Raw genomic sequence first — 19,677 nt, forward strand, 5'->3', positions numbered from 1 at the left:
ATTCCATCGGCATCCGCTCAAGGGAAACGTCATGTACTCGAACATTCTGGTTGCGCTCGACGGCAGCGATACGTCGTCCCGCGCACTCGACGCCGCGCTGACTCTCGCGTCGGAGACGCGTGCCCGGCTGACGCCCGTCTACGTCGTCGATTTCCTGGTGCCGGCGTACGACGCGTCCGGATACGATCCGTCGATCCTGATCGATGCATTCCGCGACGAAGGACTGCGCGTCACGGCGGACGCGGCAACACGCATGAAGGCGCGCGACGTGGCCGGCACGCCGCAGATCTGCAATGTCGCGCCGGCGGGCGAAGACGTCGCGCAACGGATCGTCGGCTTCGCCGGCGAGATCGATGCCGACCTGATTGTGCTCGGCACGCACGGCCGGCGCGGCTTTCGCCGCCTCGTGCTGGGCAGCGTGGCCGAACGCGTGCTGCGGCATGCCACGTGCCCGGTCCTGATGATTCCGGCGCGTTGCGCCGCCGGGGCATCCGCCGGGACTGCCGCCGCATCAACCGAAAAGGAGCCGTCATGAGCTACAAGACCCTGCTCGTCCATCTCGACGACAGCGAGCGCTGCAACGCGCGCGTCGACCTCGCGCTCGAACTCGCGGGACGCTGGAATGCCCACCTGATTGGCCTCTACGCGGTCTGCCAGGATCTCTTCGAGCCGTTGCGGCGGCCTGACGAGCCGCTCAAGCTGGCCGTCTACGAACGCCTGTGCGAGCAGCGGCGCAAGGATGCGGAAGAACGATTCCTGATGGCCGCCGAGCGCGCCGGACGCAGCGTCGAATGGCAGGCGCCGGCCGGCGACGTGACCGCTGCCGCGATCCTGCATGCACGCCACGCCGATCTGCTGGTGCTGGGCCAGGAAGATCCCGCCGACCGCATGACTTACGTGGCGCGCCATTTCGTCGACGACGTCGTGATGGGCAGCGGCCGGCCGGCGATCGTCGTCCCGTACGCGGGCGACGTGCGAACGCTCGGCGAGAACGTGCTGATCGGCTGGGACGGCGGACGTGAGGCCGCCCGCGCGACGGCCGACGCGCTGCCGCTGCTCGCCCGCGCGCGCTTCGTCCACGTCGAGACGGTCACCCGCGGGCATCCCGATCCGGACGAGACGCCGGCGGGCGTCGATGTCGCCGCGTATCTCGAACGGCACGGCATTCGCGCGTCGTTCTCCACCACGCCGCGCGAACGGTCGGTGAGCGTGGGCGCGACGCTGCTGAACCGGGTGACCGACCTGCATGCGGATCTGCTGGTGATGGGCCTGTACAGCCATGCCCGCATGCACGAACGCGTGCTGGGCGGGGCAACGCGCACGATCCTCGAAACGATGACGGTGCCGGTCCTGCTGTCCCACTGAGCGCGTGAAAGCGGGCCGCCGCTTGCGGCCGCCCGCTTTCTGTCACAATCGTCACAACACTCCGGCGCACGCGTCCGGCCCCGCCCGCACGACCAGCACCGGCCGGTCCGCGATGCGCACCAGCGATTCGGCGACGCTGCCAAGCAACGCACGGCGCGCGCCGCGGCGACCATGCGTGCCCATGACGATCAGGTCCGCATCGCATTCGGCAGCGGCTCGCGCCGGCACGTCAGAAATGTCCGCTCCGCCCGCATCGATCGTTCGCGCGATGCCGCGTACGCCGGACAGCCGAAACGCGGCTTCCGCGTCCGATACCGCGATCTCAAGCCCGCACGGTGGTGCCCTTACGCATCGGTCCCGATTGGCGAGCGTTGCTAAAACGCGCACAATTCGGGCGACATCGCAGTTCCGGCCCGCCCCGCTTTTCGTGCCTCGCGTCCGGCCCGCCGCCAGCCCGCCGCCGGCGTGAAATCCGTCAGGATGAACGGCAATGACAGTGAATGCGCCCTCCTTTGAGGCCGGGCCACCTCCCCACCGGTTCCGGCCCGCCCGATACGCAGCCATGGCCGCGCTGCTGACGCTGGCGCTGGGTCTGACTGCATCGTTCGCGGCATCCCGGTTACTGCAGGAGGAGGCCCGACAAGCCGCCCAGGCAAGGTTCCAGCAAACCGCGACACTCGCGACGGCCGACCTCCGGCGCAGCCTCCTTGGCGCCGCTGCCGTATTGCGCGGCGCGCGCGGCTTCGCGTCGACGCTGGCACCGCCGCAATCCGGACCTGCGTGGCGCGGCTATCTCGACAGTCTCAATCTCGACGGATTGCAATCCCCCGTCCGCAGCCTCGGAAGAATCGAACCGAGCGCCGCCGTCGACGATCAGGCGACCCGGCAGGCGCTGCAGCGGGCGGCGGAAACCGGCAAGGTCGCGATGGCCGCGAACGCGATCCAGGACAGCACCGATGCGTCGATCGCCCGGACGGAACTGACACTGTACTTGCCGATTTATGCGGATGCTGAACACGAGGCGCTGTCCGGGCTACGACACGCGAGCGCGACCGGGTACGTTTACGCGTCGCTGAACCCGGATCGTCTCGTCGATTCGTCCGTACTCGACCGGCTGCGCATGGAAATCATGGCCGACAATCCGGCGGCACCCGTCTATTCGGGCGGCTTCGGCGGCGGTGACGCCTCCTCCAGCGTACGCGATACGTTCAGGCGAATTGATTCGCTGACGTTCGGCGGCACGCCGCTGTCGCTACACTACACTGCGTCGCGCCCCGCCATGTCCGGCGCGGCGATGGCCGTCCTGCTGGCGGGCCTCGCGCTGTCGCTGACGCTAGCCGCGCTCGTGCAGCAATGCGTCGCGAAGCGCGCGCTCGCCGGTATGCACCCCGGCGACAGCCCACCCACCGAGGCTCGAATGATGGCCATCATCCGGTCATCGATGGAGGCCATCATTACCGTCGACGAAAACCAGACGATCGTGATCTTCAACCCGGCAGCCGAACGCGTGTTCGGTGTCTCCGCGATGGACGCGATCGGTGCGCCACTCTCCCGTTTCATCCCGGAGCGCTTCCGCGCCGCACATGCACGACATGTCGAGCAATTCGGCGTGACCGGCGTGTCGGAGCGACAGATGGGGCGGCAACGCGTGCTGTTCGGCTTGCGCGGCGACGGCACCGAGTTTCCGATCGAGGCGTCGATCTCGCAGATTCGCGACGGCACGAGCAAGCTGTACACGGTCATGTTGCGCGACGTCACCGAGCGGGTGCGAGCGGAAACCGCCCTCAATCAGTCGCGCGAGGAGCTGCGCGACCTGTCGGCCAACCTGCAGAACGTGCGAGAGGCGGAGAAAACGCGGATTGCGCGCGAACTGCACGATGACCTCGGTCAGCAACTGACCGCGCTCAAGATGGATCTCACTGCCGTCGAACTGGGGCTCGCGGGCGTTGTCGCCCCCAACATCGGCGTGCGCGAACAGTTGGGCGGCATGCATGGCCTGATCGATTCGACCGTTGCGTCGGTTCGGCGCATTGCGGCCGATCTGCGGCCGGTCATGCTCGACGATCTGGGCCTCGTCCCGGCGATCGAATGGCTGGCGAACGATTTCACGCGCCGCTACAGGATCACGGTCGACCGGGACATCGCTCCCGTCGATACCGCGTTCACCGGTGTCGGAGCCACGACGCTGTTCCGTATCGTGCAGGAGGCGCTGACCAACGTCGCACGGCACTCTGACGCGACGAACGTCAAGCTCTCATTGAAACTGGAAGAGGGTTATTGCGTGCTGCGCATCGCGGACAACGGTCACGGCGCACCGGAGAACACCCGCAACGTACAGGATCGTCCGTCGTTTGGCCTGATCGGCATCCGCGAGCGCGCGCACATGTTCGAGGGTACGGTGACGATCGACAACCGGCCTGGAGCGGGATTCTCGATCACCGTGGCACTGCCGCTTCACGCCATCCAGCAAGGAGACGTGCTGTCATGATCAGGGTACTCATCGCCGACGACCATGCACTCGTCAGGGACGGCCTGCGGCACATCCTGCAGAACGCAAGCGGTTTCGAGGTCGCGGGCGAAGCGCGCGACAGTGCGTCCACGATCGCGCTCGTGCGCGACACGGACGCGAACGTGCTCGTGCTCGACCTGTCGATGCCCGGCCGAAACGGCGTCGAGCTGATCAAGCAGATCAGGGACGAGAAGCCGGCATTGCATATCCTCGTGCTGACGATGCATGCGGAACAGCAATATGCGGTGCGTGCGTTCCGCGCGGGCGCGTCCGGCTACATGACCAAGGAAAGCGCCAGCGCCGAACTGGTCGCGGCGCTGACCAAGATCGCGGCCGGCGGCGTCTATGTCAGCCTGACCATGGCCGAACAGTTCGCGCAGAGTCTGAACGAGCCGACCGATCTCCTGCCGCACCAGCGCCTGTCCGATCGTGAGTTCGACGTCTTCCGACGCGTTACCACCGGCGAGTCGATTTCCGAAATCGCCCAGGCGCTCTGCGTCAGCGTCAAGACCATCAGCACGTACAAGACGCGGATCCTCGAGAAGATGCAGATGCCGAACGACACGGCGCTCGTACGCTACGCGATGCGTCACAAGCTGTTCGACGATCCGGACGAACTCTGAGCGCGACAAACCGCCACACCGCTGTAGGAATCGTCCTACAAACCTTCCCTATCACCTACCACATCTTCAATTTCCGCTGATTTCAATCAAGCGTCCGGCTGTCCATACTCCACATCAAGAAAAACAAACCCGTGGGCCTCCCGGGGCTGCCCTACGTTGCCGTCCTGCCACGACTGCATCGTCGTCCCGCCGATCCGGGGCGACGCCCGCTTGACGAACGTGGCGACACCCCAGCCCGCCTGTACGGCGACCAGCGCAACCGTGCCAACGCGACGCGCTGCCGCCCCCACCAACCGGAGCAGATCATGCAGAGCCATGCCGAAGTCTCGACGACCGTGCCGTTACGCCCCTTCATTCCGCTGCGCACCGTCGAGCGGACGGACCAGCCGAAGCGCACGTCGTCCCGCTGTTCGTCGTGCACGCTGCGCACCGTCTGTCTGCCGCAGGAAATGACACCTGACGATTTCGCGCGGGTCGACGCGATGATCTGTACGACGCGCCACGTCAAACGCGGTGAGACGCTGTTTCGCGCTGGCGATCTGTTCAACAGCATCTACGCGGTGAGGACCGGATCGTTCAAGACCATCGTGATGCATCGCGACGGCGACGAACAGATCACCGGCTTCCAGATCGTCGGCGAATCGCTCGGGCTCGACGGCGTGCACACCGGGCACCACAACGGTGATGCGGTCGCACTCGAGGACAGCACGGTCTGCATCATTCCGTTCGGCCAGCTCGAGCAGATGTGCCGCGAAGTGCGGACGATGCAGCATCATCTGTATCAGATGATGAGCGGCGAAATCGTCCGCGAATCCGCGCAGATGCTGCTGCTCGGCACGATGACCGCCGAGCAGCGCGTGGCCGCGTTCCTGCTGAATCTCTCCGCACGCTTCAAAGCACGCGGCTACTCAGCCGCCGAGTTCGTGCTGCGGATGACGCGCGACGAGATCGGCGAGTATCTCGGGATGAAGCTCGAAACGGTCAGCCGCATGCTGTCGAAGTTCCAGCACAAGGGGCTCGTCGCGGCGCAGGGCAAGCAGATCCGGATCGTCGATTCGGAAGGCCTCCGGCAAATCTGAACGCGCCGCGCGAATCCATCGAGTCGATCAACCGCGCATGCCCAGCACGGCGGCGCCCGACACGCGTCCGCAGCGCAAGTCGTCGAGTGCGCGGTTAGCATCCGTCAGCGCATAGCGCACTGCCTCGACCTGCAGCGGCATCGCGTCGGCGATCCGCATGAATTCGACTGCATCCGCACGCGTCAGGTTGGCTACCGACGCGATGCGGCGCTCACCCCACAGCCACGCGTACGGAAAACCCGGGATGTCGCTCATGTGAATGCCGCCGCACACGACGATCCCGCCTTTGTCGACGGCGCGCAGCGCGGCCGGCACCAGTGCGCCCACCGGCGCGAAAATCAGTGCGGCATCGAGTGGCTCCGGCGGTGTTTCATCGCTGCCGCCGGCCCACGTGGCACCCAGTGACAGCGCAAGCTGCTGCGCCACGGTATCGCCGGACTTCGTCAGCGCAAACACCTTGCGTCCTTCGAAATGCGCGACCTGCGCGACGAGATGGGCCGCGGCGCCGAAGCCGTAGATTCCGATGCGGCGAGCGTCGTCCGCCATGCGCAAGGTTCGATAGCCGATCAGGCCGGCGCACAACAACGGCGCGGCTTCCAGATCGGAATAACGCTGGGGCAGGTGCACGCAATACCGATGGTCGGCGACAGCGCATTCGGCATAGCCGCCGTCGATTGTATAGCCCGTGAATCGCGGGTTGTCGCACAGGTTTTCGCGGCCGGATGTGCAATACGCACAATGTCCGCACGTCGATCCGAGCCAGGGTACGCCCACCCGGTCGCCGACGGAGAAACCCGTCACGCCTTCGCCGAGCACGCGTACCGTTCCGACGATTTCGTGCCCTGGAATCAGCGGCAGCTTTGGATGCGCGAGTTCGCCGTCCACGACGTGCAGATCGGTTCGGCAGACGCCGCATGCGTGCACGTCGATCAGTAGCTGACCCGCTGCAGGCGACAAGTTCGGCACGCGCGCTTCGCGCAAATGCGGTGTCGTGCCGTCAAAAATCATCGCAAGCATCCTTGCCTCCCCGCGCGGTCGTGTTCGCGCGCTTCGCATTCCAAGGCTACTCGTCGCGCATCGCGTCCGCACGGCCCGGTGACAGGCGCTTGATGTGAGTCAACGGTGACCGGACGGTTGCTGACACGATGAAGTAGCGTTTTGCCGCCAGAGCGGCGACCTGGAGATGATCGAATGATATCCGTTCCCCCGCTTGCCGCCAGCGCCCATCCCGGCCATCACCTGAAGTCACTGCTGGGCTACGCGGTGCTGGCTCCGTCCAGCCATAATTCCCAGCCGTGGCGTTTCCTGGTCAACGGCACCACGATCTCGGTCTGTGCGGACCGCGTTCGCGCATTGCCCGTGGTCGATCCGTTTGATCGCGAACTGATCATCAGTTGCGGGGCGGCGTTGCTGAATCTGCGTGTTGCACTCAATCATGCCGGGCTCGCCCACACGATCAGCACGTTTCCTTCCGAAGTCGACCCCGATCTGCTTGCGCTCGTCCGCGTCTGTGACGATGGCTATTCCGATGCGTCCCTCGGTGCACTGTTCGATGCGATTCCGGACCGCGTCACGACACGCGCACCGTTCGAATCGACAGCTGTTCCGGACGAGATCCAGCAAGAGCTGATCGCAGCCGGTGTCGCGGAAGGGGCCGACGTCGCGTGCGTCGATTCGATCGCGCATCGCGCACGCGTCGCGGAGCTGGTCGCGGAAGCCGACCGTCAGCAGTTCGCCGACCCGCGCTTCCGGCGCGAACTGGCGAGCTGGATCGATCCGCGCCGGCACGTCGACGGCATGCCGGCATTTGCGGCCGGCGTGCCCGCTCTGCTGGATTTCGCCGCGCCGGTCGTGACGACGGCGGTACGGACCTTCGATCTCGGCAACGGGTTGGCCGCGCTGCATCACCAGCTCGTCGGCGCATCGCCGCTGATCGTGTGCATCGCGACCGTGCGGGACGATCGCGAAGCGTGGCTCGTCGCGGGCCAGGCGCTCGAGCGGATCCTGCTCGTCGCGACGCGCGCCGGTTATACCGCGTCGTACCTGAACCAACCGATCGAGACGGCCGGGCTGCGCGCCCATCTGTGCCACATGCTCGGGCTGCGCAGCGAGCCGCAGTTGCTGCTGCGTGTCGGGCGCGGTCCGCATACGCGGCATTCACCGCGCCGCCCACTCGACGAAGTGATCTCCTTCTCCTGATCTCGACAAGGAAAACGAACATGAGCATCATGCGTTGCGCCGCCGTCTGCGCGATGGCCGCGGCGGCCGGGATGGCGGCCGCGCAGACGGCCGTGCCCGAGCCGACCGAACTCGTCGACGCGCAGCACTGCATGTTCTGCCATACGCCGGACATGACGTTCCTCGGTCCGTCATTCCATGAGATCGCGGACCGGTACCGCGGCGATCCGAAGGCCGGCGCGGCACCGGAACGCAAGCTGCGCGTCGGCGGCCGCGCGCACTGGGGCGACACGCCGATGCCATCTGCGATCGATCGCGGCGGGCCGCTGTCCCCCGACGACGCACATCGGCTCGTGCAATGGGTGTTGAGCCAGTGACCGTTGCGTGGTCATTCCGATCGAGTCGACCATGGCCAAACGCGTTCCCGACGGCATTGCGCAAGACAGCGCGCGCCAGCGTCCTGCATCCGGCGCGACAATCGCGAAGGCACACGGCAAACGTCTAGCCACGCGGTCGGAAGTGATCGTCGCCAACGACGGCATCCGCGCGATTCCTACCGCAGCTTCGGGCGAGGCCAATTGAGTCGCACCGGGTCCCCAACGATACTGAAAGCATCAGGAACGGTTGCACGAGATACCGATCGCAGGCACGAGGAGAGCCGTCATGTCACACGCCGACTACCGCACCGACCCGGACAATGTGTCCGAGGCCGCTGCACTCGACACGCAGGCACGCGTCGCTCTCGCTCGCGATGCCGGCATGCTTGTGATACTCGACGGACAGATCGGGCGCGAGCGGTACGAAAGCGTGACGGGATCGATCGCCACGCTCGCCTGCTTCGCCAAGGCGCTGCAGCTTTCGATGCCCAAGGCCGCATGAAGTTGCGCGTGGCCGCGTCCTGACTCGGCGCCGAAATTCCGTGCGACGGCAACGCCGCCGGCATTTGACGCCATGGTCGCGCTCGTAGCACCGTCTTGTCCGTCTGCCCACACCGACTGCGCCCCTATGAACGCGCGCCTGCCGGGACGAGCCGCGCGTTCCGCCCGGATCGATCGCGGATGATGCCGCAATGGCCTGCCGGCGCATCTGTCGCAAGACGAGGTAGACGACCGGAGCACGCATCGATGCGGCATTCGCTGCATCGCGCGACCGACCGACTCCATCGTCAGGGCGCCGGGCCCCGCGACGCCCGCCGGTTCAGACCGTGAAGGTCTTCGATTTCTTCATCTCGATCCACGTTATCCCGGCTCGCAGCGCGTCGATCGCGGCTTCGCGCTCGATTGCATGAATCCTGCTATGTGCGAACGTCCGCTCGCATACGCCATCCGGCGATTTGAGCGTGACGTGGATCCGACAGCGGAAGCCGCCTGTTTCGGCTGCGACCGTCTCGATCGCGACCGACCAGTCCGCTTCGTGAAGCTCGCCCGACAGTGTCATCTGACTTCTCCTGGATCCGCGCGGACCGCACATCCGCCGGCCGCCCCCCTGATTTACTCGACCACCAGGTCGTCGACGACCGCACGCACGCCTCGTGCGGACCACGCGGCACCGCGCACGGCCTTGCGCTCGGAAAACGAGCCGACCTTGCCGGACAGCCGCACGGTACCGTCGTGCACATCGATCACGATGTGCTTCGCCTCGCGCTCCGCGTGACGCACCATCGCGCGCTTGATGTTGCCGCTGACATCGTCCGAACCGACCGTACCCTGCACCGCGATGTGGTCGGTCACGCCGGTCACGCTGCGCATCTGCGAGATCGAGCGCACGGCCAGATGGCTCTGGTATGCCCAGTCGACGTTGCCGGACAATGTGATCCAGCCGCGTTCCACCTGCACCTTGACCGCATCGTCAGGCAGACCGACCGTCCAGTGCAGCACCGAACGCACCGCTTTCGCGATGTCCTCGTCGGTGCGCACGTCGTCGTCCGGCAGATGCACCGTCATGTCGACGACGAGCGCCTTGACGCCAGCCACCCGATTCGCCGCGCGCTCGATCGTCAGCTTCTCCGCGTAGCTCGGCGGATGTCCCGAAAGCGTCACGATCCGATCGGTCACCTCGACACCGATCCGTGTCGCATCGATCGACGGGTCGGACTCCAGTTCATCCTGAACGTCCTGCTTCAACTGCTTGTCGGTTTTCATCATCTGCACTCCTGTGAGCCGCGGCGCGCCTGTTCGCCGCACGCAGCCAGATTTGCACACGCGCGGCCCCGGATCGCTGATGCAGGTCAACGGACACGTCGCACCGCGCATCGTGGCCGGCTGATAGGTCGCTTGACGTACCCGCACACCCCGGCACGTGCTTGATGCGCGTCAAAGGCGGCGTGCTGTTACGTGCAGAACCGGAAAAAGCCGCTGTGAAGCAGAATCGGCCGCCCGCCAACTTCCTCGAGCAGACGGCGCGCCGCCCGTTCGATGGCGGGACGATGACGCGCAAAGGCGTCGACGAGATCCTGCTCGCGAGGAGATGCCGCGCGGAAGTGATCTTCCAGCGCCTCTGCGGTGATCGCGCATCGCACGCGACGGCCCTCGACAAGCGCGGGAAAGCTCAGCGCAGGATCGAGCCCGCAATAGGCCGGTTGTTCGAAAGGAAACGATATTTGCATGATGGCTGCCTGATCAGATAGAGCATTGACCGGGGACGAATCAGCGCTCGGCACGTCGCCCGTATGGTCCGGTATCCAGCACATTTATTTCAATCGACAATCCTCGCGCTGTGGCGGTAGCTAGCCGCCACAGCTGCGGGTGTGGGGCCTTCGTCGCGCACGAGAAGAACCGGGCAACTTGATTCGCGCAGGAAGCGTTCGGCGACGCTGCCGAGGAGCATCCGCCGGACACCGCGACGTCCGTGTGTTCCGATCACGGCCAAATCGATCGAACGATCGTCGACATAGCACCGCAGCCGCTCCACGATATCCTGACCGATATCGGTCTCGACAATTTCCGTCTCGCCGTTCACCCCAGCGTGCGAGATCGTCCGGTCAGCGCTTCGCAGAAGCGTCTTGCCATAGTGCCGGATCTCTTCGAGTAGCGCTTCCGGCTCCATGCGTCCGCCGTACGCGAACAGAATGGATTTATCAACGACGAAAACCGCGAATAGTCGTGCGCCGCACGATCTGGCCATTTTCAGACCTTCGTCGAGCGCCTTTTTCGATGAAGGACTGCCATCTACTGCGACCATGATGTTCGTATACATAGCGACCTCACTGGATGACCCGACGCGTTGGCGACGTTCGAATGTGTTTCCATCATTAGCGCTGGCCAGATGCGATCGTTGACCAAGGTCAACGGTTTGAAATCGCAAGAAAGCCAGCATGCGTCGAGATTGGAGTCCGTAGCGGCGTGCGATCGACGTGTTGAGTCGTATGTAGGACTGGGGCGAGCCGTGATGCGAGACGCCGTATATTCAAGGTGTGACCGATGACGAGGGTATATGCGAAGAAGACGGCTGATTCTCGTACGACCGGAAGCCTTTCAATGTCACAAGAATTTTCATCGAGCACGCATAGTATTGCCAACCCGGTCCGCCATCGCTGTCATACATGCCTTTGCACATTGCCTTGAGTCGGATCACCTCTCCGCCGTCGTCCGAAGCTGCGCGATATGCCCACAGATAGACTTCCCCAGTGAGATACGGTTGCGCGGTTTCGATCCGGTCCGCACTGAATCGCGTGATTCGAGTCGACGAATTTGCCTCGATGTAGCGCCGTGCGAGACTCCACGCACGGTCGCATTCGGATGGCGTCGAACACTGCAGCGACGCCGCTTCGCGTGTCACAAGCAATTGCGTTTCGGTAGCCGCTCCCATCGTTCGGGCCCTGTTCGTCGCGGAACATCTCCACGCATCAGGATCGAATCGAGCGGAGCTGGAGCAAGCCGATGATGGACGAGAATCGGCACGCGGCGATCATGTCGGCACGGAGCGCCGACGAAGCGCAAGACAGCACGAACAGGCTGGCGATCGTTTGATCGGCCTCATCTCGGCGAACGGCGCGCGACAGGTGGCGACTTGGCGCGATATCAACGGGTAGACGGCGGGCGTGACGAGAGTCGGATTCTCAAGGTTCGAAATATTGCAGACGACGTCTACAATTCCACCTTCCCCGCAGTCTGGGCAGGGAGCCGTCGAGTTGCTGCGGTTATCTACGCAATCCACTCCGATCAGCCGTCAGCAAGTGCATGGTTCCAAATGAACATTATATTGGGCCGCAGCGGAACCCGCTACAAGCCGAGGTGCTCATAACCGGAGAAATGCATGAAAATCAAAGACGGGTTCGGGATGCGAAGCGAAGAGTTCGCAGAGCAGATCTGGGTAATCCGACCATGAAATCTGACGTCGCTCGATGGCCCCCTCGAACCGACGCATTAGCTCCGTGACAACTGAACGCGCATCAGCCGTCGCGAGCGTCATTTTTACGACGTGCGCGAATTGCACATCACCGCTCACCGCATCCTTGCCGAATTCAGCCAGCCCCAGTAATTTCCTTCCTGTGTCGATGAGTATTGGGTCAATTGCTGCAGCCCGGTCGCTTCCCCAGATATGCATGGAAAACACACACAATGCTGTGTCAAACCCGCCTGACTGTGCCGCGATCGCAAGGACCAGATCGCGGAGGCTGACGGCAGGCAACGCCTCGGTGGCCCGACCCATGCTCAACCCAGCATATGAACCGATTGCCGCTATTCCGTCGTCCAAAGCCCGTTTGAGACGGTTCGCTGCACGCACGTCAATCTTAATCGCAGCCTGTAGATCGGGAAAAAACGGACGTACGATAGGATTCTCAAGCGCGGCGTCAAAAAATTCGTCTGCAAGCGGTCGATCACCGTTCCAGAGCCAGGCTAGGTATCCCTCGAGCACGTCAATTCTGCGGTGTTGTGGTGGAATGCTCTCGAGTACGTCAAGAAGCCTTGACCACGTTTGGCGCCGATTGCTGGCACCGGCCGCGAGCCCGCGCCCAAACGCAAAACTCCACTTTCCATTCGTCATTGCTTCGGGAACGATCTCAGCGAACGTCGCCATGTCGTTTGCCACATCCGCGCCCAGCTGCGATGCAACTTCCGTGAAGCGCTCCATCGATGCCCCGGATTGCTCACCGGTCTCGATGTGGGTGTCGAGACCCACCGTGTTTCGGCACAGAACAAAGGCGCGCACTTTGTCGGAAAGAGTTTTCGGACGCAGCGTCAGCTCGAGCTTTGCCAAGCGGGACAGAGATGCCGCGTCCAATCCCGCAGCGCAGAGACGAAGAGTTTGTCGACAAGCCACCCAGCCTTGATGGTCACGTGGCCGTCGGCGCCCAGCGATTGGGCAGCGATTGCGCTATCTTGTCAGCTCGGTGGGTTGGAAATAGGGGTAATACGCCTTTCCGGTAAACATGCAGATCGCAAATCTTCAGTTATACAGATTATTTCACTTGAACTAGTGCCGAAAACTCGCCCACAGTGTGCCCAGGGACACACCTCCGTACCTGGCCGTGAGTTTCAACCCTTGCTCCCGCAGGCGACCAGTCAATGCGTATTTCGGCAAGGGAGATCGATCGGTTCGCCCGCGAACGAGAATCCTCCGGGGGCGGATTCGCCTACCTTGATGGCAACTTCAGACCTACCCGCACGCTTCACTGCATTTTTATGCCGCCAGCGCAGTATTCCAGTCACGAAAAGCAGCGGCAAGGCGAGCCCGGACACAAGCACCGCGATGCGACCGGATAGTCCGAGCGCTTCCCCACTGTGCAGTGGATGCAGCCATGCGAGGAATGTATCGCCAGTTGACTGAGCGGCAACGTCGCGTGCGCCGACTATAGCGCCGGTGTAAGCGTCGACCCATACGGTCGTAGCCGGAAACCGGAAACCGGGCTCGCCTTGCCGGTGCAGCCGGAAGCGGTAACAGCCGTTCGGACCGTCCGGCGTTTCGAGCCAGCGTGGCGTCGCATCGGGAAAGCGCAGTCGGGCAGCGCTCAGCGCTGCGTCGAGCGAGATCCCGTCGAGGACCAGGAACGCTTTTGCACACCGGAGGGGCGAAGAGCGGCGATGCACGCCCGATCATCGGGTTGAACGTCTCCGGCATGTCCAGCAGCACCCCGGTCACGATCAGGATAGCGACGACGGGCAGCAGATAAACACCGCCGATCTTGTGCAGATCGTAGGTCGTACGCTGCCGGCTCGCGTTGAATCTCACCGTCAACGCGGCGCGGACATTTCGCCGTCTCGGCCACCAAAGGTACAGCCCGGAGCCGACAGAAATCAGCGCGATAAGCCCGAGACAGCCGACGACTTGCCGCCCTGCGCCATCCATCAACAGCATGTAATGCAGATCGTAGAGCCACGTCATCAGCGTATCGCCCCAGAACGCGCGATGGACGACGTGCACGGAGCGTGGGTCGACCCAGACGAGCAGCGGCGCGAATGCCTTGCCTGCTTTCTCCGCAGGCCGGTAGTAGCGCGCCCGGATCAACTGCGACGCCCCCGAGGGAAGCTCCAGGCGCCAGCCGTGGGTGCGATCCGGCCATGTCCGCTTCAGCAACTGCACGACGGACTCGTAGGCCGGTGCGGGCGGGTCGACGCACGCACAACGAAAGTTCGAGCACCCTTGCGCGACGCCGGATTATCCGCCAACGCTGTCGCCGGCGGTCAGGTGCCCGAAGAACGACCCGACAAACGGCTGATCCTCCTTGCTACACCAACCGATGTCGCTCGTCAGATACTGCGGCTCAACGAGCTTCGCGCAGACACATCGCGCAGACATGCGCCGGCGAGCGGCGGAAGGCGGTACGACGGCAGTTCGCCGCGCAGCGCCGGAGGATGGCGATCCGAGCGGCGGCTCCGAGCCCCGGCGTTGCGTGACTCCTGGCTGAGGCTCGTGTGACGGGCCGCATCAGTCCATCGCGGAATCAGGTTTCCAACGCACGACGCAGATCGGTCTGGCCGCATGCATCTCCGTGCCTATACTGGATTCACCTGACGAAACAGGAGGCAGACCATGACCATCCATGTTGCCGCCAATGAGCCATCCGGCGCGATCCGACTGGTCACCCGGGGCTATGCGAAGCTTCTGCTGGCCGGCTTCGCACTGGTGCCGCTGTATCTGATCGCCTACCTGTACTTCCTCCAGGATCCGTCCCTGAAGTTCGAGAATCACGCCTTTCACGAGCTGGCGATCGCCGTCGCCACGGCCGAGGGGGCGTTCGTCACCTATGTCTGCTGGCGTTGCTATCGCCTGTCGGGCGAACCGCTGCTGCGTTGGCTTACACTCGGCTTTCTGGGGTTTTCGCTGGTCTATGCGTTGCATGGCGCCTTCACCGGTATGGCGCATCACAATATCTGGCTGTTCCTGCTGTACGGGCCGGCTTCCCGCCTGACCATGTCGATCCTCATTTTTGTCGGGCAACTCGCCTACAGCCGCGCGGCCGACAGCGACGCAACCCGCGCCGATCGCCGCGTCTGGACCAGGTGGATCGCGCTGTTCGTGCTGATCGACGTTGCCGTCGCCGCCATTGCGTACTCGCCGGTGGCCGGCGCACCGTGGGTGCGCCTGTCGATGGAGGGGGGCGCGTTGCTGTTCTCCACCGTGAACGTCGTCGCGCTCGTCCTGCGCCGCATCCACTCGCCGCTGATGACGATCTACGGCATTTCGGTGGCGTCATTCGCACTTTCGTCCCTTGCCTTCATTCTCGGCCGGCCGTGGAATCACATGTGGTGGCTGGCGCACGCGATTTTTGCCGCCGGCTTCGTCCTGCTCAGCTTCGGGGTGGTGCAGGCCTTTCACACGACCCGTTCATTTTCGAAGATCTATAGCCAGGAGGAACTGTTTGCGCGCTTGAGAGACGCCATGGCGAGGACGGAACGAGCCCTGCAGGAACTGCAGCGGACCAACGAGAAGCTCGAGCATATGGCGGCAACGGATCCGCTCACGGGCGCGGCCAACCGGCGGCGATTCATCGAGAGCGTGGAAGCGGAAATTGCCCGGGCGAAGCGCAATGGCGCACCGTTCTCATTGCTGTCGCTCGATCTCGACCACTTCAAGGCGATCAACGACAGCTACGGGCATCAGGCGGGCGACCAGGTGTTGCAGCGCTTCGTCGCGAAATGCCTCGACGCGATCCGGCCATACGACGGCGTCGCGCGGGTCGGTGGCGAAGAATTCATGGTGCTGCTGCCGCAAGTCGCGCTGGATACGGCCCAGTCGATCGCTGAACGCATCCGCGCGGCGATCGCGGGCGCGCCGTTTGAAGCTGGCATTGGTTACCCGATCGAGGTCACCGTGAGCGTAGGCGCTTCCGAATTCGGCCGGGATGGGGAGACGATCGACGCAATCCTGCGCACGGCGGACGAACGCCTGTACCGCGCGAAGCATCAGGGACGCAACCAGGTGGTTGCCGCGTAGCCGGCCGCCGCGTCCGTGCCGTCCGTCCGCATCCGCGACGGGCGGTCTGCCCCCGTCCCGCGCGGTCGCGGTGATCGCGCCGGGCATGGCGGGTACAACTTTAGTCGAAACCTGGCCACAACTTCAGTTGTGCGAGCGGCAAATTTCGATCAGGGAGTCTCTTGAGGTCAGTGAAGGACAGGCAAATAACAAATAGCTACCCAGCTTGCAATGTGTCAGGCTCGCTCCGCCGCCTTTGGTGTTATGCGTAAGGAACGCAGCTTCATTTCGCGACCTCGCACAAGTCTGGTTACGGTTTCACATTCTGCGGAGGGTTTCGGGGGCTAGCGATCTGTACACGGGCCCCGCCCTCCATCGACAGGCGCAACCACATGGCGCCGGCCACCGCCGAATAGGCGACCGCCGCGACCGCCACGTCGATCAGCCCGAACAGCGCGATCCACGTCAGCCAGACGCGGCCATCGGCGCGGCGGGTTGCGCTGTCGGTCGCCCGGCTGTATGAGAGTTGGCCGACGAACAGCAGGATCGACATGGTCAGGCGCGAGGCCGGTCCGTACAGCAGGAACAGCCAGATATTGTGATGGGCCATGCAAGTGAAGGCCCCGTGCAGTGCATATATGAGGGAAAAGCCGAGAAAGCCGAGCGTGAGCCAGCGTAACAGCGGCTCGCCCGACAGGTGATAGCACCGCCAGCATACGTAGGTGACGAACACACCCTCGAGCTGGCGGCCGCGATCGCCAGCTCGTGAAAAGCGTGATTCTCGAATTTCAGCGACCAGCGTGCCGACCCCGCAGATCGTAGAGCTTCTGTACAACCGCTCACTCGTGACCGCAGTCGATATGTCTCCGCGCGGCAAGAAGGGCACGTACCGTCTGGCGCCGCTCGATCTCGAGCATCCGGAAGCGCCCTACACCCACCTGCGCGCCCTGCCCGACTGCGTCGCAATCCTGTCACCGGACTTCCCCGCCAACGCAGCTCACGGCCCAAGTCGCATGGATTGACCGCGCGTTCGGCGATCGCACATGGGTTGCGCTCGCGCTAACGCACGCGCGACGAATGACATCAGCAACAGCGGACACGTTGCATGCCTGAAACGTTTTATCGAGACAATTTCGGATCGCCGTGACGCGCCGACTTTGGGGCATTGGTCCCATGCCCACTTGCGACGGCTGGTACGGTTCTAGCTTTACGGAAAAACCATAAGATCCCGGATTTTTGTCCGGCATCGCGTGCTCAAGAAAAGATAGCGAAATAACAGCCCGATTATGACTGGCACATCATCACGCTCGCTTCTCCAACGAGAGCAAATTATTTAGCATGTCAAAGGATAGAAATCATGACTTGTCGTCACGATCGATATTTTCGGAACAGGCGGAGCACCGTCGGATCACTCTTCACGTTAGTCTCCGCGCTCGCCTTCGTCGTCACTGTTCTGGACGCGAATGCGCAGGAGAAGGGCAATTCATCTACGGTAAAGATCAAACCCCCTCCGTTACCGAGCGGTTCGACGCACGTCAACGTGAAGCCAGGCATGTCCGATGAGGATTGGGAGAACGCATACAAGGAGACAGGGCGCCCCAAGTTCAGCAGGAAGTCTGTCAAGAATGCCAATGGCAACGTACAACGCGACTAGGGGAAAACGGTCATGAAAAGGATCTTGCTTGTCATCGCCCTGCTTGCCGGACTCGCGCAAATGACGTTGCCGAGCACGGCGTGCGCGCAGGCCACCACGGCACATACGCTCGTGCTGTACGACAACCCGGCCAACGATCCGTATTCGAAGCTTGGCCTGATGTACAGCATCATGTTGAGGAACCTGCTTGGCCACTTCAACGCGACTGTCGATCTGGTTCCGATACAGAACTACACGTCCGGAATGGTCGCGAGCCACGACGCCACGTTCTACATCGGCGACTACTACAACAATCCGATTCCGGCGGCGTTCATGAGCGACGTGATGACCGCGACGAAAACCGTGGTCTGGTTCAAGTACAACTTGTGGCAGCTCGCATGGAACACGGCCTACACGTTCAACCAGACCTTCGGGTTCAGCTTCACGGGCCTTGCCGGGATGAACGCGTCGCCTTCGTCGAGCAATCCGAATCCCGGCTTCTACGATACGGTCACGTACAAGAACCTGCCGATGGTCAAGTATTACGCGTATGACGCGTCGACGGGTGCCATCAGTGCGGATCCCGATGTCGGATTGACCCAGGTCCTCGACGCCACCAAGGCGCAAGTGCTCGTCACCATCAAGAACAGCAAGAGCGGCGCCACCACGCCTTACGTCGTTCGCTCGGGCAAGCTCTGGTATTTCGCGGACATGCCGTTCTCGTACATCGGCCCGACGGATCGCTATCTCGTGATCTGCGACATCCTGCACGACATCCTGCAGACCAATGCACCGGTGAACCACCGTGCGCTCGTCCGTCTGGAGGACCTCGACGCGTATACCACGACGAGCTCGATGACAACGCTGACGGATTACCTGTACTCGAAGAAGATTCCGTTCACGATGGCCACGATTCCTCTGTATACGGATCCGAACGGCTATTACAACGGCGGCGTCCCGGAGACAATCCATCTGGCGCAGGCAACGGGCCTGAAGAGTGCGCTGAACTACGCGATCGCGCGCGGCGGCTCGATCGTGATGCACGGCTATACGCACCAGTACGATTCGACGCCGAATCTTCTCACCGCGGTCAGCGGCAGCGACTATGAGTTCTGGTATGCGGTTCAGAACCGTCCCGTCGATGAGGACTCCGTTCAATGGGCGCAAGGCAGAATGGCCGATGGCCTCAGCGAGTTCACGACCAACGGCTACAAGGTCGTCGGCTGGGCCGCGCCGCAGTACCAGATGTCGCCGAATGCGTCGGCGGCCACGGCGCAGACGTTCCCGACCACGTTCCAGCGGGCCGTCTACTACACGTCGACCAACCCGCAAATCGGTTCAGGCGGAGCCAACCAGGACTTTTCGGCCGGGCAGTTCTTCCCGTACATCATCAACGCCGATTACTACGGGCAGCGGATCATCCCGGAGAACTTGGGCAGTATCCAGTACAACATCTGCAATACCGACCAGTTCTCGTGTATCTCGTATCCATGGCAGCAGCTCGTCACCAATGCTCAATACGGTTTGGCAGTGCGGGACGGTTTCGCGTCCCTCTTCTTCCATCCGTACTGGCTTGAACCCGACCTCGGATTACCGGCCTACCAGGACTTCCAGAGCCTGATCACCGGTATTACGAATCTCGGCTATACGTGGGTAGACGGCACGACTGCCAAGTGATGCTGAAATGGCGGCAGCTCCGTGCAACCTTCATCGGCGCGCTCGTGGCTTAGAGCTGACTATTGACGTCAGATCTGCCCGAGCGCGCATGCTCGGCGAGCCAAGATCCTCCCGATATCGCGCTTTGGCGTTTTTCAGCCAGAAGAATGAGTACACATACAGTGTTCATGAGCGATCGATCGTGACTACCGCTCCGGCAAGACAGGAAAGCCGCCCTCGCGGGGCGGCCCAAGATTGAGTAACCTGCAGCGTGACCGT

Annotated in this window: 20 protein-coding genes and 3 pseudogenes; 12 read left to right on the top strand and 11 right to left on the bottom strand. The window is 63.2% G+C overall.

The annotated features are described in order from the left end of the window. Positions 1-31: 31 nt before the first annotated feature. Positions 32-535 (top strand): universal stress protein, encoded by a 504-nt coding sequence (locus ACVK00_RS22690; RefSeq protein WP_354123080.1) that lies wholly within the window; start codon positions 32-34, stop codon positions 533-535. Then, complete coding sequence (locus ACVK00_RS22695; RefSeq protein WP_354123081.1) at positions 532-1,365, top strand: universal stress protein; 834 nt, start codon at positions 532-534, stop codon at positions 1,363-1,365. The genes ACVK00_RS22690 and ACVK00_RS22695 overlap by 4 nt, the downstream gene beginning before the upstream one ends. A gap of 51 nt (positions 1,366-1,416) precedes the next feature. Here the strand turns inward: ACVK00_RS22695 and ACVK00_RS22700 are convergent, their stop codons facing one another. Then, positions 1,417-1,929 carry a universal stress protein gene (locus ACVK00_RS22700; protein WP_354123082.1) on the bottom strand — a complete coding sequence of 171 codons (513 nt, stop codon included), beginning with the start codon at positions 1,927-1,929 and terminating at the stop codon, positions 1,417-1,419. Here ACVK00_RS22700 and ACVK00_RS22705 point away from each other — a divergent pair. Together ACVK00_RS22705 and ACVK00_RS22710 are read left to right on the top strand one after the other, a co-directional pair. Beyond that, positions 1,856-3,853, top strand: a complete 1,998-nt coding sequence (locus ACVK00_RS22705; protein WP_354123083.1) for a PAS domain S-box protein — start codon at positions 1,856-1,858, stop codon at positions 3,851-3,853. The genes ACVK00_RS22700 and ACVK00_RS22705 overlap by 74 nt on opposite strands. After that, positions 3,850-4,497 (top strand): response regulator, encoded by a 648-nt coding sequence (locus ACVK00_RS22710; protein ID WP_284888980.1) that lies wholly within the window; start codon positions 3,850-3,852, stop codon positions 4,495-4,497. Before ACVK00_RS22705 ends, ACVK00_RS22710 begins: the two co-directional genes overlap by 4 nt. A gap of 86 nt (positions 4,498-4,583) precedes the next feature. On the opposite strand, the gene ACVK00_RS22715 is transcribed toward ACVK00_RS22710, so the two are convergent. Then, complete coding sequence (locus ACVK00_RS22715) at positions 4,584-4,814, bottom strand: hypothetical protein (RefSeq protein ID WP_228909937.1); 231 nt, start codon at positions 4,812-4,814, stop codon at positions 4,584-4,586. On the opposite strand from ACVK00_RS22715, the gene fnr reads away from it, so the two are divergent. Beyond that, positions 4,803-5,576 (top strand): fumarate/nitrate reduction transcriptional regulator Fnr, encoded by a 774-nt coding sequence (gene fnr, locus ACVK00_RS22720; protein WP_228909936.1) that lies wholly within the window; start codon positions 4,803-4,805, stop codon positions 5,574-5,576. The genes ACVK00_RS22715 and fnr overlap by 12 nt on opposite strands. A 27-nt stretch (positions 5,577-5,603) precedes the next feature. Here the strand turns inward: fnr and ACVK00_RS22725 are convergent, their stop codons facing one another. Further along, positions 5,604-6,593 (bottom strand): zinc-dependent alcohol dehydrogenase family protein, encoded by a 990-nt coding sequence (locus ACVK00_RS22725; protein WP_284888981.1) that lies wholly within the window; start codon positions 6,591-6,593, stop codon positions 5,604-5,606. Between the two features lie 174 nt (positions 6,594-6,767). Between ACVK00_RS22725 and ACVK00_RS22730 the strand changes: the two genes are divergently transcribed. The 4 genes from ACVK00_RS22730 to ACVK00_RS22745 all read left to right on the top strand — a co-directional run bounded on the left by ACVK00_RS22730 (position 6,768) and on the right by ACVK00_RS22745 (position 8,633). After that, a complete protein-coding gene (locus tag ACVK00_RS22730) occupies positions 6,768-7,775 on the top strand; it encodes an Acg family FMN-binding oxidoreductase (protein ID WP_284888982.1) in 1,008 nt (335 codons plus the stop codon). Positions 7,776-7,795: 20 nt separating this feature from the next. Continuing rightward, complete coding sequence (locus ACVK00_RS22735; protein WP_284888983.1) at positions 7,796-8,131, top strand: c-type cytochrome; 336 nt, start codon at positions 7,796-7,798, stop codon at positions 8,129-8,131. A 31-nt stretch (positions 8,132-8,162) separates the two neighbouring features. After that, complete coding sequence (locus ACVK00_RS22740; RefSeq protein WP_228909932.1) at positions 8,163-8,336, top strand: hypothetical protein; 174 nt, start codon at positions 8,163-8,165, stop codon at positions 8,334-8,336. A gap of 81 nt (positions 8,337-8,417) precedes the next feature. Further along, complete coding sequence (locus tag ACVK00_RS22745) at positions 8,418-8,633, top strand: hypothetical protein (RefSeq protein ID WP_228909931.1); 216 nt, start codon at positions 8,418-8,420, stop codon at positions 8,631-8,633. A gap of 318 nt (positions 8,634-8,951) precedes the next feature. On the opposite strand, the gene ACVK00_RS22750 is transcribed toward ACVK00_RS22745, so the two are convergent. The 7 genes and pseudogenes from ACVK00_RS22750 to ACVK00_RS22780 form a co-directional block, all read right to left on the bottom strand. Continuing rightward, positions 8,952-9,191 carry a hypothetical protein gene (locus tag ACVK00_RS22750; protein WP_284888984.1) on the bottom strand — a complete coding sequence of 80 codons (240 nt, stop codon included), beginning with the start codon at positions 9,189-9,191 and terminating at the stop codon, positions 8,952-8,954. 53 nt (positions 9,192-9,244) lie between these two features. Further along, positions 9,245-9,895, bottom strand: a complete 651-nt coding sequence (locus ACVK00_RS22755; RefSeq protein WP_284889026.1) for a BON domain-containing protein — start codon at positions 9,893-9,895, stop codon at positions 9,245-9,247. A 188-nt stretch (positions 9,896-10,083) separates the two neighbouring features. Beyond that, positions 10,084-10,359, bottom strand: a complete 276-nt coding sequence (locus tag ACVK00_RS22760) for a DUF1488 family protein (protein ID WP_228910088.1) — start codon at positions 10,357-10,359, stop codon at positions 10,084-10,086. An 89-nt stretch (positions 10,360-10,448) separates the two neighbouring features. After that, the gene (locus tag ACVK00_RS22765; protein WP_284888985.1) at positions 10,449-10,949 is read right to left on the bottom strand and encodes a universal stress protein; all 501 of its coding nucleotides are present in this window, start codon (positions 10,947-10,949) and stop codon (positions 10,449-10,451) included. Between the two features lie 1,041 nt (positions 10,950-11,990). Beyond that, positions 11,991-12,953 carry a hypothetical protein gene (locus ACVK00_RS22770; RefSeq protein ID WP_284888986.1) on the bottom strand — a complete coding sequence of 321 codons (963 nt, stop codon included), beginning with the start codon at positions 12,951-12,953 and terminating at the stop codon, positions 11,991-11,993. A 305-nt stretch (positions 12,954-13,258) separates the two neighbouring features. Continuing rightward, positions 13,259-13,783: a PepSY-associated TM helix domain-containing protein gene (locus ACVK00_RS22775; protein ID WP_350227410.1), complete on the bottom strand. Its 525-nt coding sequence runs from the start codon at positions 13,781-13,783 to the stop codon at positions 13,259-13,261. A gap of 1 nt (position 13,784) precedes the next feature. Then, a pseudogene (locus ACVK00_RS22780) lies at positions 13,785-14,276 on the bottom strand (PepSY-associated TM helix domain-containing protein); the annotation flags it as partial. Between the two features lie 450 nt (positions 14,277-14,726). On the opposite strand from ACVK00_RS22780, the gene ACVK00_RS22785 reads away from it, so the two are divergent. Then, entirely contained in the window at positions 14,727-16,130 is a 1,404-nt protein-coding gene (locus ACVK00_RS22785) for a GGDEF domain-containing protein (protein ID WP_284888988.1), read from the top strand. A gap of 340 nt (positions 16,131-16,470) precedes the next feature. On the opposite strand, the pseudogene ACVK00_RS22790 reads toward ACVK00_RS22785, so the two are convergent. Beyond that, positions 16,471-16,901 (bottom strand): annotated as a pseudogene (locus ACVK00_RS22790) (GGDEF domain-containing protein); the annotation flags it as partial. Positions 16,902-16,978: 77 nt separating this feature from the next. Between ACVK00_RS22790 and ACVK00_RS22795 the strand changes: the two are divergent. Further along, positions 16,979-17,189: pseudogene (locus ACVK00_RS22795) on the top strand (hypothetical protein); the annotation flags it as partial. A gap of 586 nt (positions 17,190-17,775) precedes the next feature. Then, positions 17,776-19,419 carry a DUF2334 domain-containing protein gene (locus ACVK00_RS22800; protein WP_284888989.1) on the top strand — a complete coding sequence of 548 codons (1,644 nt, stop codon included), beginning with the start codon at positions 17,776-17,778 and terminating at the stop codon, positions 19,417-19,419. Positions 19,420-19,677: the final 258 nt, after the last annotated feature.

It is taken from the genome of Burkholderia sp. PvR073 (genome assembly GCF_054055695.1).

Excerpts from the sequence above, each read along its gene's own strand:
- ACVK00_RS22690 (WP_354123080.1), top strand. The coding sequence starts at position 32 with ATGTACTCGAACATTCTGGTTGCGCTCGACGGCAGCGATACGTCGTCC.
- ACVK00_RS22695 (WP_354123081.1), top strand. The coding sequence starts at position 532 with ATGAGCTACAAGACCCTGCTCGTCCATCTCGACGACAGCGAGCGCTGC.
- ACVK00_RS22705 (WP_354123083.1), top strand. The coding sequence starts at position 1,856 with ATGACAGTGAATGCGCCCTCCTTTGAGGCCGGGCCACCTCCCCACCGG.
- ACVK00_RS22700 (WP_354123082.1), bottom strand. The coding sequence starts at position 1,929 with ATGGCTGCGTATCGGGCGGGCCGGAACCGGTGGGGAGGTGGCCCGGCC.
- ACVK00_RS22710 (WP_284888980.1), top strand. The coding sequence starts at position 3,850 with ATGATCAGGGTACTCATCGCCGACGACCATGCACTCGTCAGGGACGGC.
- fnr (WP_228909936.1), top strand. The coding sequence starts at position 4,803 with ATGCAGAGCCATGCCGAAGTCTCGACGACCGTGCCGTTACGCCCCTTC.
- ACVK00_RS22715 (WP_228909937.1), bottom strand. The coding sequence starts at position 4,814 with ATGGCTCTGCATGATCTGCTCCGGTTGGTGGGGGCGGCAGCGCGTCGC.
- ACVK00_RS22725 (WP_284888981.1), bottom strand. The coding sequence starts at position 6,593 with ATGCTTGCGATGATTTTTGACGGCACGACACCGCATTTGCGCGAAGCG.
- ACVK00_RS22730 (WP_284888982.1), top strand. The coding sequence starts at position 6,768 with ATGATATCCGTTCCCCCGCTTGCCGCCAGCGCCCATCCCGGCCATCAC.
- ACVK00_RS22735 (WP_284888983.1), top strand. The coding sequence starts at position 7,796 with ATGAGCATCATGCGTTGCGCCGCCGTCTGCGCGATGGCCGCGGCGGCC.
- ACVK00_RS22740 (WP_228909932.1), top strand. The coding sequence starts at position 8,163 with ATGGCCAAACGCGTTCCCGACGGCATTGCGCAAGACAGCGCGCGCCAG.
- ACVK00_RS22745 (WP_228909931.1), top strand. The coding sequence starts at position 8,418 with ATGTCACACGCCGACTACCGCACCGACCCGGACAATGTGTCCGAGGCC.
- ACVK00_RS22750 (WP_284888984.1), bottom strand. The coding sequence starts at position 9,191 with ATGACACTGTCGGGCGAGCTTCACGAAGCGGACTGGTCGGTCGCGATC.
- ACVK00_RS22755 (WP_284889026.1), bottom strand. The coding sequence starts at position 9,895 with ATGAAAACCGACAAGCAGTTGAAGCAGGACGTTCAGGATGAACTGGAG.
- ACVK00_RS22760 (WP_228910088.1), bottom strand. The coding sequence starts at position 10,359 with ATGCAAATATCGTTTCCTTTCGAACAACCGGCCTATTGCGGGCTCGAT.
- ACVK00_RS22765 (WP_284888985.1), bottom strand. The coding sequence starts at position 10,949 with ATGTATACGAACATCATGGTCGCAGTAGATGGCAGTCCTTCATCGAAA.
- ACVK00_RS22785 (WP_284888988.1), top strand. The coding sequence starts at position 14,727 with ATGACCATCCATGTTGCCGCCAATGAGCCATCCGGCGCGATCCGACTG.
- ACVK00_RS22800 (WP_284888989.1), top strand. The coding sequence starts at position 17,776 with ATGAAAAGGATCTTGCTTGTCATCGCCCTGCTTGCCGGACTCGCGCAA.